We start from the raw sequence: 14,455 nt of genomic DNA, 5'->3' as shown, positions 1-14,455 counted from the left end.
TCATCGCCCGAGGCCGGGCCCCATGCCGGGACGTCCCACAGGCTGCCGGTCGTGCTCGGGTCGCGGGTGACGGACGCCCGGCGGTGGCGGTGGGGTGGTCGCCGGTCCACGCGGCGTGCGGTCGGCGCTGTGCTCGGCACGCCAGCTGTCGCGTTCCCGGATGAGGCGGTCGGCCGGTTGACCGAGGAGGGCCGCTTCGGCCCGGAGCTGCTCGATTCGGGCCCGCGCGGCGACGAGCTGCTGCTCGGCGTGCGCCACCTCCCGTGCGGTGTCGGCTTGCAGCCCGGTGAGGTCGGAGCCGGTCGCGTCGAGGCGGGTGAGCCGGTCCGCCCACTGACTCTTTGCGTGGGCGAGGTCGCGCCGGACGCGGTCGTGCGCCGCCCGTGCGGCGTCGGCGGCAGCGGTGAGCCGGACGTGCTCAGGGCGGGTGGACTCGGCGTGGCTGCGGGCGTGACTGCCGAAGGCCGCCTCCAGGTGCGGGCGGTCATCGGCCGCGGCAGCGAACGCGGCGATCCGCCGCGGGTCGCGGGCCATGGTCGGCAGCAGCGGACGCCAGGTGTGCGCCCAGGTGGTGAGCTGCTCGGCAGCCCGTGCGACGGCGGCTCGCCGCAGCCCGAATCGGCCGGGCCCGTCGAGCACGATGCGGGCGGCCTCGGCGGCCGTGCCGCGCTGGGCGTCCCAGGTGGCCAAGAGCTCTCCGCGGACGCGGTCGGCCTCGGCGGCGACAGCAGTGGCGCTGGCCTCGGTCCGCTCGCGAGCGTGCTCCACATCGAGTTCCGCCCGTCCGCACGCGACCTGCAGTGCGGCGAGCCGGTCGACCTGGTCGGCCTCGAGCGCGGCGATACCGCTCAGGAGGTCACGGCGCGACCGGACGACGGCCAGCTGATCGAGGCAGCGCTGCTCAGCCGTCCACGCGGAACGCAGATCCGCGAGCGCTTGAGCCAGCGACCGGGGCTGGGCGTAGCGGGCGGCCTCCCGGGCGGCGAAATCCGCGGCGTGACCGGGGCCGAGGTCGGCTCGGTTGCGGCTGAACACGGCGATCCACTGCTCCCGCGCCTCGGCCAGGTCCTCAGCGATCAGGTGGGCGGTGTTAGCGGTGCGGCCGCGGGTCATGCCGACGTAGGCAGCTGCGGCGCCGGTGTGCTCGCCGATCACCATGTGCGCGGTCGCGACTGTGTCACCTTGCACGCCGTGCGCGGTGCTGGCATAGGCCAGCTCCACATGGGAGGTGACGTAGTCCGCCGGCAGGACACGCTGCCGCGGCGTGGACGGGGTGACGTCGGCAGGGGTGACGTTCCTTGTGCTGGGAATGACGGTCAGCAGGCCGTCGCGGTCGACGGCGGTGACGGCCCAGGTGTCACGGTTGGCGACGCCGAGGTGGCGGTCATTGCGGCGGGTGGCGAGCCGGTCGCCGACCCCGATGCGCTGCCCGCTGCCGGTGATCGCGACCTGCGCGTCGTCGACCCGGCCAGCGGCAACCAGCCGTTCCCGGATGGCGGCGCCCAGCTCGGCGGCCTGCTCGCGGGTGTCGACCACCACCGCCACCTGCTCACCGACCCCGTAGCAGGTGGCGGCGGTGGCGGCCAGCGCCTCCTGTAGCGCCGCGCGGGCGGCGTGGACGCGGATCCGGCCGCGGGCGGAGAGCGTGTCGAACACCGCGCCCGGGTCCTCGCCGGTGCGCATGGCCAAGGTCAGCCCGGCGTACTCGCCGTCCGGCGCTGTCTGCCCGGTCTCGTCGGTGCGGACGAAGCGGTGCACCGCGTCCAGGGTCAGGTGGGCTGCCGGGTCGACCTCGCGGGCGGCGAGGTCGAGGACGCCGCCGCGGCCGACGGCGGCCAGCTGGTGGCGGTCGCCGAGCAGCGCCAGGCGGACCCGGCACTCGTCGGCGATGGTGAGGAGCCCGCGGGCGGTGTCCTGGTCGAGCATCCCGGCCTCGTCAACGACAAGGAGGTCCCCCGCGGCCAGCCGTGCCGCGCCCCTCGGGCCGGCGTGGGGAACTCCGGTGACCGGGTCAGCCTGGCCGAGGGCCAACCGGGTCCAGACGCCGTCCTCGGCCCAGCGCCAGCCGTGTTGGAAGGCCAACCATGCTGCCGACCCGGTGCGGGTGCCGACCTCCGTGGCGGCGACCTTGGCCGCCTTGAGGGTCGGGGTGACCACCACCAGCCGGCGCCCGTCGGTCTCGAGCAGCTGGCGGGTGGCGGCCAGGGTGGTGGTCTTGCCGGCGCCGGCGGCACCCTCGACCACCACCAGCGGCCGGTCGCCGGTCAGCGCGGCGACCGCCGCTGCCTGCCCGGCATCCAGCCGCCCGCGCACGACAGGCGGCAGCGCCGGCTCGTCGGCGTCCTCGACGATCTGACTGCGGGCGGCGAGCCGGTCGAGCAGGTCGGCCTCGACGTCGAGTACCGGCTGGGACGTCCACGCCCGCAGGTGCTCGGGAACAGCGGTGCCGTCGCCGGCCAGCAGCGGCACGCATCGGTGCAGGGTGCGGGTGGTGAGGTCCTCGGCCAGCTCGCCACGGACGGCGGCATCCACCACGATCCCGGCGGCGGCGATCAGCTGCTCCACCTCGCCGCGGACGTCGGCGGGGTTCCACGCCGAACGGCCGGCGGCCAGCCGGGCCAGGACGCGACCAACCGCACCGTCGCGGTCCAGCCCGCCCACCGGGGTCGGGGTCAGGTCGAGGGGCCGTCCGGGGTCGCGGTAGCCGAGGGCAACCAGCTCGGCCACCCAACGGGCGGCGAGGTCCGCGCCGGGTTGCGGGGTGACCTTGTCCGGGCGGCCCTCGGCCCACGCCCGCGCATCCCAAGCCCGCCGCAGCGCCGGCCCGGGCGTCTGGCCGGGGTGTGCGGTCGTCCACTCCCGTTCGTAGCGGTCTCGGTGGCGGCCAATCTGCGCCGCCCGGGCGCTGAACGCGCCCACATGCTCGGCGAGCTCCAGTACTTCTCCAGTCGCGCCCAGGGTGTAGCCGTGGCTGGCCAGTGCGGCGCGGAATTGCGGGTCGGTGGCGACCGCGGCGTGCCCGATCCCGTTGATGGCCGCGAGGAAGTCCCGCACGCCCACCGTGTGCAGCCCCCGCCATCGCCCGGCGGCGAACACCCGGGCGTTGACCTGCAGGTGCAGATGCCGGTGCGGATCCCCGGCCCGGGAGGTGTGGTGGCGGACCGTCACCGCCTCCAGGCGCTCGACCGGCATCTGCACCTGCCCACCGCGCGGTCCCACCCGGGTGGTCGCGTGCTCGCCGAGCCAGCCGATGACTTGGATCGCGGCGCGGTCCTGCGCGGCGTCGTAGGCGGTGGCGATGTCCGGATGCAGGGCGGCGGCCAGCGACCACGACTTCGGCCCGTTGACGACCACCTCGACGAACCGCACCGCCCGCTCGTCTGTGCGCAGCCGCCCTCGGGCCGCCGCGGTGTCGGGGTTCAGGCCGGCCACCCACGCCTCGTAGCCATCCCCGGCCAGCGCGGCGAGCTCCTGCACTCGACCGCCGGCAGCGGTGTAGCGGCGGGCGATCCCGGTTCCCTCGGTCAGGTAGTAGTCATCGGCCCGGCCCCGGCCGGTCTCCACGTAGTGCCGGGCCGCCGCAGGAGCACCAGCGTAGACCTTCATTCCGCCATGCATTTATCAACGCCACTCAACAATGACCAACACGCCACCCCCAGAAACGGCGTTGGGCCCCACGAAGCTGGGCCCGGACTACCCCCATTGGTAGCATGCGTGCCGTCTTCTGTACCGTCTTCTGTACGTTCCCGGGCACTGTTGATGATTGCTGATTATTCTGCAGTCAGATCTCCGCGGCCGGTCTGCTGTTTGGAGTCCGAGCAAGGCACAAGGTCCGATCGTCAAGTTTCCGCGTCGGCGAGGCTGAGATCAAGGGCGCCGGCGAACACCTTGCGCTCCCGATGTCGATGCCTTCGACGAGGGCCACCGGGTCTGAGGTGCGGGAGGGAGTGGGCGAGTCTGGCTCGCGCGGGACCCCCCACGGCGAGGCTGTCGGTTTCATGGGCGGGCGTGCCGCGGAGTGCCGAATGTCCCTCAAGACGGCCCACGGGATACTTCGGATGGACGGACTTTCCCGTGCGGTTGCGCTCAACAACGAGGCAGATGGGCGCACCCGCCGCGACTCTGACTCTGCTGGCCAAGGAGCCGCCAATGGCAACGAGCCTGATTAACTTTCGCCGATCCTGCCGCCAAGTGCGGCGCGGCTTCCCTTAGGTGCAATTGAGCAGGGCTGCGACTAGGTAGCAGCGCCGAAGTCAGCCACGAAGGCCTGCAGGCCATCCGCGAATTCCGCCATGACGACTAGAAGGCGTCGGCCGCGCCCCCGGCCTGCCCGCATGTGCCGTCTTCTTTCCGAGCGAGGGTGGACCCTCCGCGAGCAGCAGACCCAACTCGAGGACCAGGATCTGGTGAACATGGTCCGTCGCGATGGCCGCCCCGGGGGTGTGCTCGTCGGAATCAGCTCATAGGGCTCTTGTGGCCTAAGCGGCAACACCGCCAATAATCTCATTGGGCCACAGAGGTCCCACGGCCCTCGATCGCCGCGACGCCCGAGGGCGCCTAGTCCTGATGTGCCTTGGGTAAGAGTTTGTATTTCTCGAGATCGCTGGCCGGCCACATGGAGATTGGTCGCATTGCTAGTTGCTCATTGTCAAAATCGCGAACCGGAGTGATTTCCGAGTAGCACCACTCGGGTCGACGGAGATTTCGAACTGCCTGCTCTGATTCGAACTCAGCGATGATCAAGCCGCTGTTCTCGCCAAGGAACTCGTCGATATCCCAGGGGCCCTCGCTTGTTACGATGCTGAAGCGACGCTTACGGATTATATGGGCTGCTAGCCGCATCAGCAGGGGGGCGATGTGGTCGGGAACGGGCCAGTCGTGCTCAAGGCGAGCGGCATTTTGGCGGGGTCCCTTGTACTCTAAGCTCCCAATGGCTTCGTACAGCGGCGGTCCCGTCTCGCTTCGCATTCCCATCCGTCGGCGAATTCGCAGCGTGGCCCCATCGTGGGAGGCCAAGTAGCCTTGCACAATAAGCTCGTGACCGTGCCGCCTGTCGAGCCCGGGCACATCCTCAAGCGAGTGCACCAGGTAGCGGCGCTCATGCTCTGTGCGTGTCGCCACTGCACATCCTGGAGAACAGTTCGTCGACTTCAGTCTCGCGCATAGATGCCACAAAATCGATGACGCCCCGGGCAATATTTCTCGCACGATCGTCGCGATATGCGCCGTGTCGATTGTTCGCCTCAAGGAGCGTTGAAACGAGATCGCGCAAAAAATCTGGCAGGGCGTTCGCGTTGGCGCGTATCTCGCTGGCACTAAGCTTCGTAGGGTGTCCGCCCCATGGCGGGATGTCCTCCGTGCGAAAGGCCTCTGTGCACCAATCGACGAGTTCGAGAGTCAGTGCTCGCAATCGCTTACGCTGCCCCCGCTGAGCTGACGCTACGTCGGGCCTGTCGATCACGTAATACCAAGTGAGCTGTTTGAGCGCATTGACTAGGCCTACGATCTCTTCGTGGCGCTCCAGTTCACCGACGGCGTTGACCGATGTAGCTTGGCTAGTGAGGGTGATGATGTGAGATGACAGGCGACTCAGATGAGCTTCGGCCCGCCTGCTGCCATCGGGCTGTCGGCGAGGGAACAGCGTGGCAAGCCGTTGAAACTCGCGTTTGGCTTCTGCGCTTGTAACCTTGTCCATCGCGCGCAGCTTCGTTTCCGCGTACGACCAGAATGCCTCGAACTCTTCGGGGTTGACAGGACGGAAGAAGGCGTCGTCCCCGTCTCCCTCTTGGCGGTGGTGAAGAGCTGCAATGGGGATGCTCCCATCAAGGGCGAAATCTTCTATATCGTGCGTCGCATATGTGATGTCATCCGCCCAATCCATAATCTGCGCTTCCAGCGTCCCCTTGTCCCTTGACAGGAGTCGTGGGGCGACCATGTCCTGGAACTTGGCTTCATCCAGGCTGATGTAGCCAAACTTTCGCCACCGCTTGCCGCTTTCTCCTCTGGGCCAGGGGTACTTCACTGAGGCTGCGAGAGTCGCGCTGGTCAGATTCAGGCCGTCGTCGGATGGCTGCTTATCCTGGCGCGAGTAGCGTTGCACCAAGCTCGCAAGGATGCGAAAGGTCTGCGCGTTACCCTCGAAGCCGTCATTAAGCCCTAGTTCTGCTGCGACGGCATCCAAGACCTCTTCGCCGATGTGACCAAAAGGAGGATGGCCCAAATCGTGAGCGCGTCCTGCGGCTTCCACGACATTAGGGTCAAGTCCGCCGGCCTGTTCGATTCCGGTCGCGTTGTCGGAGTCGTTTATGAGGTACTGCGCCATGCGGCGGCCGACTTGCCCGACCTTCAGTGAGTGAGTCAGGCGGTTGTGAGGGAGGGCGCTAGCTCCGCTGGCGCTGGACGTGGCTCGTGGGGCCGTATAGCTCGCCACCTGAGTGATCTCAGCCAAGCGCCTGAAATAGTAGGTGTAGTAGAAGCGGTCGAGATCGCGTTCAAATTCGCTCCGCAGATCTTCCCGGATGTCGGTATTAGCCCGTCCTGATCGACGGTCGCCGCGCTCGGCCGCTTCCACTACGCCCCCCGTGGATGTTGGCTTATGCGCCGGCGGCCGAGAGAGCGACGATGGCGGCGGTCGCAAAATCCACGCCGGTCTCGTCGCTGATCTCACTCGCCATGCGACCGGGTGCCGCTTCGAGGGCGGGGTTCTTGCTGGCGAGCTCCTCGTAGGCCTGCAGAGCGAGCTTGTAGCGCTCCTCGGCCGTCAACTCCTGGGCCTGGGCATACGTCAGGTGCATGTCCGTGGTTCCGCCTTTCGATGATGATAGGGCGAGGCGCAGCATGTTCTATGGGGCTGACAGCGTGGTGGTTCGGCGCTTGGGGGCCCGGCGCCTCCCCTCGCATGCGGGCGAGCCTAGGACAGGCGCAGCCGCGACATGCGGCGAACGGTGCTGGTGTTGCCGGAATGTGAGCTTCTGGCTGCGCCGCGTGAGCGCCCTCGTGGCCTGAGGAGCGGGGGTGTCCGTGACAGGCGCAGTCGCCAAACCTCGATCTACAGGACGAGCGGTCCGGGCTCTTCGCGGGGGTCGTTGTGGTGCACGGGCGCGAGAGGCCCGCCGGCCCGGAGTGCGACCCCCGGTGGGTGCCTGCGCCTGCCCACCAAACGGCTCTAGCAGCGGCCCTGAGCCGCGCTGTACCAGCACGCACTCGCCGCACGAGTCCTCGGTCCTGGGGGCGGCGTGTCTACGGTCAGGTCGGGTGGATCGTGACTGAAGTCCACGCGGTTGGACGTGGCGCCGGCCTCCAGATCCCCGCTACTAGCGGGCCAACCGTCCTGGCCCATCTGCCCGCGGCCGGGAGCGTTCGATGATGATCGAACACGCTAGAAGCGTTCCCCATCACCACTGCGGTCTTAGCGGCCGGCCACGCCGGGCCTCGACCCGACCCGCCATCCGGGCCGCCTCCGCTGGCGCAGCGCGTCGGGGCACTTCCTCGAGTGCCGCCTCGCCGCTCATCCTCAAGCTGGTGGAGGGCCCCCATCAGACCCGGGGCGCGACAGTCCCCCCGGCGTGGGGGTCGCTGGAACGCCGTGCCCGCTGCGTGCCCGTAGTACGGGGACGTGGCGGCTTGTCGCGGTAGATGGGGGTCAACGCGGTTCGGTGTCTGACCTGCGAAAACGGTTGATTGGCGATGGCTCCGGGAGTCGCGACAGCAGGCTTGAAAACCTTTGCGGCTTGCACCGGCGCCTCGGGCGGGGAGCGGGCAAGCAGCGCCGCGGACAGCCCGCCCTGCCGGCCGCGGAACGGGGATGCGGGACTCTCTGGCGGGTGCAGCGCTAGCGGCAGTGACCGGGGAGGCTGATCAAGCGGCTGACGGGTGAGTCACCCCCGCCGATGCCCCGACGCCTATCCACACACTCCTGGTCGCTCCCCATGACCGGCTTGAATCCGGCTGCAGCGGATTGGGGGAAGGGTGGGCCGTAGGCCCATCCCGCAGGGACGCGCAGCGCCCTTCCGGCGACCCGCTGCAGCCGGCACCCTCGGCCGGCTGGGAGCGGCGTGCCGCCACCCGAGGAGGTTCACACGGGCCAGGGAACGCGCTGTCCCAGTCCGCAGTTAGTCCGCAGGAAGTCCGCAACTCAGCCAACCTTGGCCGTCGTCAGCCCACAACGCTCAAGGGGCAAGGCCCAGCGCCGCCCCGGCGAGTCCAGCAGAGTCAGTGCAACTGGGGGCAGTCCCGTGCGTCCGCCGGTCGGCCCGACCGTCCCCAGTAGCTAGCGGCCGTCTCCGAGCCGCACGTCACGGTCCTGCCCGTCCGGACCGCGGGCCGATCGTGCCGAGCGCTCGGCGCGGATCGACCCCACAAGCCCGAGGGTGCCGGCAAGGGGGAAGACCGCGAGGAGGAGCAGGCTCCGGTCCAGCCCGAACACCTCGCCGAATCCTCCGACGATCGCGGACCCGATACCCCCACCGACGAGGAAGACGAGCATGGCGATGCCCAGCGCGACCCCACGGACGTCGACCGGTACCGCTCCGCTGACCGCGGCCATCAGCGCCGGCTGGCCGAGACCGAAGGCGAAGGTCACGAGGACGACTGCGCAGACCAGGACCGTGGCGGACCCCGCAGCGGCGCCAAGGGCGGCCAGGGCGAGAGCGGCTCCCGCCGTGACCCCGGCCACCGCGAGCGACCGGTTGGGTCCGAGGCGGGCGAGCATCGGCCCCGCCAGCCGCGGCCCCAGGAGACCGGTGAAGGCGCTGGGCACGAGGGCAAGGCCGACCTCGAGCGGCGACCATCCCCGCAGTGCGAGGACCGCCGGCACGGCGATCAGCAAGGCAAACCACGCCGCCGGGACCGCGGAGGCCGCCAGGGCACTGCGGACGACGACCGGCTCGCGAATGACTGTGTGCGGGAGGAATCCCTCGGGCCGGCGGCGGACGCGGGCCGCCACAGCGGGGACACCGAGCCCCAGGAGAACCACGCCCGCTATGGCGACGACGACACCGGAGGACGGGGACTGCAGGAGCAGCACGAGCCCCGCCGCGGTGCCAGCCACCAGGATCGCGCCGAGCACGTCGAGCCGGGCGCCGGTCCCCCTCGTCGGGACCGCACGCCACAGCGCAGGGACGACGAGCAGTCCCAACGCGGGGAGGACAACGACGGCGCGCCAGTCCAGGAGGTCCGCAACGAGGCCGCCGGCCAGCGGGCCGAGTGCACCGACCGCAGCCGCCATTCCGGCGACACGGCCGAGGGCGAGGGCGCGAACCCGTCCGTCGTACTTGGCGGTGACGATGGCCATGCCGAGCACCGGGACGGCGGAGGCGCCCAAGCCCTGCAGCACCCGCGCTCCGAGCAGGACCTCGTACGTCGGCGCGAGACCTCCGAGCACGGCGCCGGCGGTCATGAGCCCAACACCTACGAGAAATGGCAGGCGGATGCCAGCGAGGTCGGCCACGCGCCCGTAGACCGCCGTCGCCACCGCGAGCATCAGGGCGTAGAGGGTGAGCACCCATGAAACGCCACCGGTGGTCAAGTCCAGGTCAGCTGCGATCTCGGGCATCGTGACGGCGACGGCGGCGCTGCCCATGCCGGCAAGTCCGAACAGCAGACCGACGAGCACGGCGACGCGGCCGGCGTCAGTGTCAGGGCCCACGATGCTCGATCAACCCGCGGACGAATGGTGGTGTTCCCCAACCTCGGTGTCGTCGTCAGCGCCGACCGCGCTCCTCGTCGGTGTCCTCGGTCGACTTGGCCTCCGGGCGGTACGTGAAGGGTGGTGATCAGCCGCGGCGGCTCCGGCTGTTCACCGAGGTCCGGGCGCCGACGAGGCTAAGCCACCCGCTTCCGCTTCGTGTCCACAGGCCCCCGACCGCCTCGCGGCGCACGCCGACTGTGCCAGGCGGAGGTCTCGATCCGGTGTCCGCGGCGGGAGTGCGCGTGAGGCTCCGGCCGTACCGTGCCAACGGCGCTGGACCTCGCCGGGGCGGACCGGGCCGGCGCGGCCGACCAGCCGTGGCCTTCGAGCGCCGCCAGCAGTGCTCCTGCGACGCCGTGCGGGCGCGCACGACGGCCTTCACCATTTTGACGTCGGCCGTGTGGACCCGCTGCATCCTCGCGGAGCCCCCCCGCCCTTGGGCACAATCGGGGCACATGATCGTTCGATTGAGCTCGATTGACTCTGATTGACTGAGATGTATTTTTGCAGGTCAGAACGGGAGTTCACGATTTCACGCTGGTCCACGCGCCCACCCGCACGTCCTGGGACAACACGTTGATGTCGGCGGCGGGCAGGATGAGAGCGATCAGCGACGCGTGCTCGTAGCGGCACCACCCAGCCTTCATGCTCTTGGCCGTCGACGACCGGACTCATCCAGCCCATCGCTCCTCCGTTGGGCTCGTGCCGGCAGCGTCCGTGCTTGGTCGCTGCCACGGGCCTGCGCCCTGCGCTTCTGTGGACGACCGCCGTTGTCCACAGGTGCGGGCAGCACCGCCCCGACCGCGGTCACCCGGACCCAAGGACTACTGGAGGACTACTGCAGGTCCGCGGTTGACAACTGGCAGGGCACCCGCCGCCTGCCGGCAGACGTCGCAACCCAGCTTTAAGCCCGCACGGTCCAGCAGGTCTCCGGCGGAGCCTCGCCCCGGTGCGCGGTGCTGCGGTTACCGACTCCGCCTCCCGCCGAGCTCGAGCGGCTCGTGCCGTGGAGTGATCCCCCAGTGCTCCGGTGGCTGCGCAGGAGATACCTGCTGCTCACTGGCGACGTCGCGGCGGATGGTGGATCTGCGCCCGTCGCACTCCTCTGGCCGCTTCCGCACAACCGGCCTCCTCCGGCTGCAGCGGGTCGGGGGAAGGGTGGGCCGCAGGCCCATCCCGATAGGGACGCGTCAGCGCCCTTCCGGCGACCCGCTGCAGCCGGCATCCTCGGCCGGCTGTGGGCGGCGTCGCTCCTGACTGCGGTCCTCCGACGCCGTCGATAGTCCGCCCCGAGTCCGCAGATAGTCCGCAGAACGCCCACTTCCGCCCGTCGACCGTCAATCACATTGAGCGCTATATCCGCTGGTCAGATGCCTGCTGGGGCAGGTCGGCGCAGTCAACAACACGGCTGCATTCATGTCCGGGATGACCACGCTTACCGCAGACTCGATGGTGACCACGTCGCGGGCGTCGCGTAAATCATCTGCGGCCCGGTCCCGACATCGTCAAGATGGTCGCGAGCCGGCACGTCGTCGCACATCAGGATCGGTACCGGCGCCGAGACGGCATTCGCGTCGGACGCGTCTCTGTGCCCAACTGGTCAATGCTTACAGCCTTGGGGTGCTTGAAGATCCCCGCCACTCACATCAGATCGACATCCTGTTCCGCCGGCGGACACGGACCGGACGGACGTCGACACGCTTCGTTGACTCCACGCCGTGATGGGCGAGGCCCTCGGACTGGGCCACCGGCGGGGCACTGACGCCAACCAACCTCCGCAACTACAGGACCCCTGAGTGGGCCGTCATGGCGCATCTCAGGGGTCCCGGTATTGCGGTGTGAGTCAGATCTTCGAGCGGGAGGATCCTACTGCTGCCCGCTGTAGAAGCCCGACTGCTGGACATTGTCGAGCCCTGGCTGCTCCGATGTAGCTGTACGAGCAGGCGCGTCCGTGCCAGCGACAGGGGTCGGCCGAGGCGACGTCGCCACCGCAAGGGCGAGCCCCAGCACGAGCAGTCCTGCGAGGGCTGGGACCCTTTCGTCAATCGGCGTAGCAGGAGTCACCGGCGGCGGAACTTCCTCCCGGGTGAGGGCTTCGTTCTGCTGCTCGGCGATGATCGTAAGCAGGTCCTTCGCAACCCAGCCGTTCACGACCGCCTGCTGCGGTGCACCCTGTGTGCGCGCCTCGTTCAGTGCATAGTCCGCGAGGGCGGAGCGGATCTCGCTACTGCGGTCTCGAACCGACTCTTGGGCTTGCACGACAGGCGTTTCAGGCTCGGTGGGGGCCATGAGGAACCAAACGGCGATAGCCGCGATCGCCAGTATGGCAGCGCCAATACGACGGACAATGATCATGCTACTCCTCAATAAGCTGCGACTTGCCATGTGGGACTGTCCAGGACGGGCAGCCCTACTACTGTTTGACGAACGTGCCACATCCGTTGTTCTCGAAGTCCTGCCCCGCGCTGAGCGTCACGGTGGGGAAGCCGCCACTAGGGATGTCATTCTCGATGATGTCCCCTCCGTTGGTGCCAGACGCAAGAATGGCCCAGTAGCAATCCCCCACGACGGCCTCGCGAGTGCGGTAGGTGCCGGGCTCAATGTCGCGTCCGACCGTCCAGGTGCCCTGACCAATCGAGTTGGCGGCAATCTGCTGCTCGACGGCTGACACAGCCTGTTCTCTTGCCGCAACATTTCGCTCCCGCTGGTCGAGCTCGGAGTCGCGCTGCGCCGCTGCAGTTTCGACCCTGCGCTTATCGGCCGCCGCCCTCTGGGCCTCGGCCTCGGAGGCCGACACCTGCTCCTGGGCCGTGCTCAGCTCCTCCTGCAGAGCGAGGTACGCCTCGCTCTGTGTCGGGTCGCTCGCGGCGGTCACAACGCCTGCCCCGACTGCACCGCCAACGACGAGACCAAGCAGAAGGGCACCCGGAAGGGACCTCCACCGGACTGACTTGGCCGGCCCTTGGGGCATGGGCTGGCCTGGTGCCGCAGAAGCTGGTGGCTCGAAGGCCGAGGCCTCGGCTAGGGGAGCGCCTTCAGTCATTCGTCTCTCCACGTGATGCGATGGCGGACGGACGCTCACTGACGCGCCGCCGTGAGGCAGGTATCGGCACGCCCTCGTCCGACTTAAGGGGGGCGGCCACTCCCACCCCCGAGCACCTCGCCCCGACGGCCACCATCGGGCCGTGCGTCCGATGGCGGCGGCTCGAAGGTCAAGACCCGACGGGTCCCGTCATGATCGCTAGCGCGTGTGCGAACGGCAGGGCTCGTCCATACGTGTGGCCGGTTCCCACAACCAGCCTTCATCCGACTGCACCGGGCGGGGGAAGGGTGGGCCGTAGGCCCATCCCGCAGGGACGCGCAACGCGTTTCCGACGACCTCCTGCAGCCGGCACGCTGCTGCCGGGCGGGGAGCGGCAGCCCGCGTCCAACCCTTCCAAGGGCCAACCGATACGGACGAGACCCGGGTCACCGCTACTGGAGAACAACTGGAGAAGCGGCGGGACGCTCCGGTGCAGCTGAGCGCCGCAGCGATTGCGCCGATCGCCAGCGTCCACATGGCAGTGGTCCGCCATAGATTCTCGCCCCAGCCCCCAGGCGGACCTGTGAGCGCTACACCGGGACCTCGGGCGGGCGCCGGATCGACCGACGACGAGGGGCAGCAGCATGGCCAGCATCTCGAGGTTGCCGAACGGCAAGTACCGGCCGCGATACCGGGACGAACACGGCAAGGAGCACGCCCGCCACTTCGACCGCAAGGTCGACGCCCAGCGCTGGCTCGATGAGGTCACCGCGGCCGTGGTCACCGGCACCTACGTCGACCCGGGCGCGGGTCGACAGACCTTCGCCGAGTACTACGCCGAGTGGTCGGCCCGCCAGGTGTGGGCACCCGGCACCGAGACGGCGATGAGCCTGGCCGCCCGGTCCACGACCTTCGCCGACGTCCGGATGCGGTCGCTGCGCCGCTCGCACCTCGAGCACTGGGTCAAGAGCATGGTCTCCCGCGGCCTGGCGCCGGGCACCGTGCACACCCGGACCAACAACGTCCGCGCGGTCCTGCGCGGCGCCGTCGCCGACCGGGTGATCCCGCGCGACCCGAGCGAGGGCGTCGCCCTCCCCCGCCGGCGCCGAGCAGCCGCCGCCATGACGCTGCCGACGCCCGCCCAAGTGGGGGCGATCCTCGACGCCGCCGACGGGCCCTTCCGCGCCTTCGTCGGGCTGTGCGGCTTCGCCGGCCTGCGCCTGGGTGAGGCGGCCGCCGTCCGCGTCGGCGACGTCGACTTCCTCCGCCGCACCCTCACCGTCGCCCGCCAGGTGCAGCGCGCCCCGGGCGGTGCCATCGAGCTGCGTGCACCGAAGTACGGCAGCGAGCGACAGGTGTACCTCGCGCCGTCCCTGGTCGACCTGCTCGCCCGGCACGTCGCCGCCCATTGCCCGGAGGGCACCTGGCTCTTCACCGGGGACGCCGGCCAGCCGCCGCACCAGAACACCGTCGGCCACCGCTGGCGGACGACGCTCGCCGCGGCCGGCCTCAGCGGCGTGAAGCTGCACGACCTCCGGCACTTCTACGCCTCCGGACTGATCGCCTCCGGCTGCGACGTCGTCACCGTCCAGCGGGCCCTCGGGCACGCCAGCGCCACCACGACGCTGAACACCTACAGCCACCTCTGGCCCACCGCGGAGGACCGCACGAGGCGCGCCGCCGAGGAACTCTTCGCGGACAGTTGCGGACTGGGTGCGGACTCGGCCACCTTGACGAGCCGCTGA

9 protein-coding genes are annotated in these 14,455 nt (G+C 69.6%); 1 reads left to right on the top strand and 8 read right to left on the bottom strand.

Annotation, left to right across the window (positions count from 1 at the left end):
* The 8 genes from mobF to BLW63_RS17220 all read right to left on the bottom strand — a co-directional run bounded on the left by mobF (position 1) and on the right by BLW63_RS17220 (position 12,563).
* The gene (mobF, locus tag BLW63_RS17245; RefSeq protein WP_091158917.1) at positions 1-3,606 is read right to left on the bottom strand and encodes a MobF family relaxase; all 3,606 of its coding nucleotides are present in this window, start codon (positions 3,604-3,606) and stop codon (positions 1-3) included.
* Positions 3,607-4,557: 951 nt separating this feature from the next.
* Positions 4,558-5,121, bottom strand: coding sequence for a CYTH domain-containing protein (locus BLW63_RS26200; protein ID WP_139263627.1), 564 nt, complete (start codon positions 5,119-5,121; stop codon positions 4,558-4,560).
* Positions 5,099-6,571, bottom strand: a complete 1,473-nt coding sequence (dgt, locus tag BLW63_RS17240) for a dGTP triphosphohydrolase (RefSeq protein WP_170856826.1) — start codon at positions 6,569-6,571, stop codon at positions 5,099-5,101. The genes BLW63_RS26200 and dgt overlap by 23 nt, the downstream gene beginning before the upstream one ends.
* A 22-nt stretch (positions 6,572-6,593) precedes the next feature.
* Positions 6,594-6,839, bottom strand: coding sequence for a hypothetical protein (locus tag BLW63_RS17235; RefSeq protein WP_139263625.1), 246 nt, complete (start codon positions 6,837-6,839; stop codon positions 6,594-6,596).
* Positions 6,840-8,269: 1,430 nt separating this feature from the next.
* Positions 8,270-9,646: an MFS transporter gene (locus tag BLW63_RS17230; protein ID WP_091158911.1), complete on the bottom strand. Its 1,377-nt coding sequence runs from the start codon at positions 9,644-9,646 to the stop codon at positions 8,270-8,272.
* 566 nt (positions 9,647-10,212) lie between these two features.
* Positions 10,213-10,335 (bottom strand): hypothetical protein, encoded by a 123-nt coding sequence (locus tag BLW63_RS28615; protein ID WP_280140538.1) that lies wholly within the window; start codon positions 10,333-10,335, stop codon positions 10,213-10,215.
* A 1,219-nt stretch (positions 10,336-11,554) separates the two neighbouring features.
* Positions 11,555-12,043, bottom strand: coding sequence for a hypothetical protein (locus BLW63_RS17225; RefSeq protein WP_091158909.1), 489 nt, complete (start codon positions 12,041-12,043; stop codon positions 11,555-11,557).
* Between the two features lie 58 nt (positions 12,044-12,101).
* Positions 12,102-12,563 carry an Rv1352/Rv1906c domain-containing protein gene (locus tag BLW63_RS17220; RefSeq protein WP_091158906.1) on the bottom strand — a complete coding sequence of 154 codons (462 nt, stop codon included), beginning with the start codon at positions 12,561-12,563 and terminating at the stop codon, positions 12,102-12,104.
* A gap of 791 nt (positions 12,564-13,354) precedes the next feature.
* On the opposite strand from BLW63_RS17220, the gene BLW63_RS17215 reads away from it, so the two are divergent.
* Positions 13,355-14,455: a tyrosine-type recombinase/integrase gene (locus tag BLW63_RS17215; RefSeq protein ID WP_091158905.1), complete on the top strand. Its 1,101-nt coding sequence runs from the start codon at positions 13,355-13,357 to the stop codon at positions 14,453-14,455.

The sequence above is a fragment of the Geodermatophilus africanus genome (genome assembly GCF_900107105.1).
GTDB lineage: Bacteria > Actinomycetota > Actinomycetes > Mycobacteriales > Geodermatophilaceae > Geodermatophilus > Geodermatophilus africanus.
Note: the sequence above shows the minus strand (reverse complement) of the source record. Positions and strands in the feature narration are given on the sequence as shown.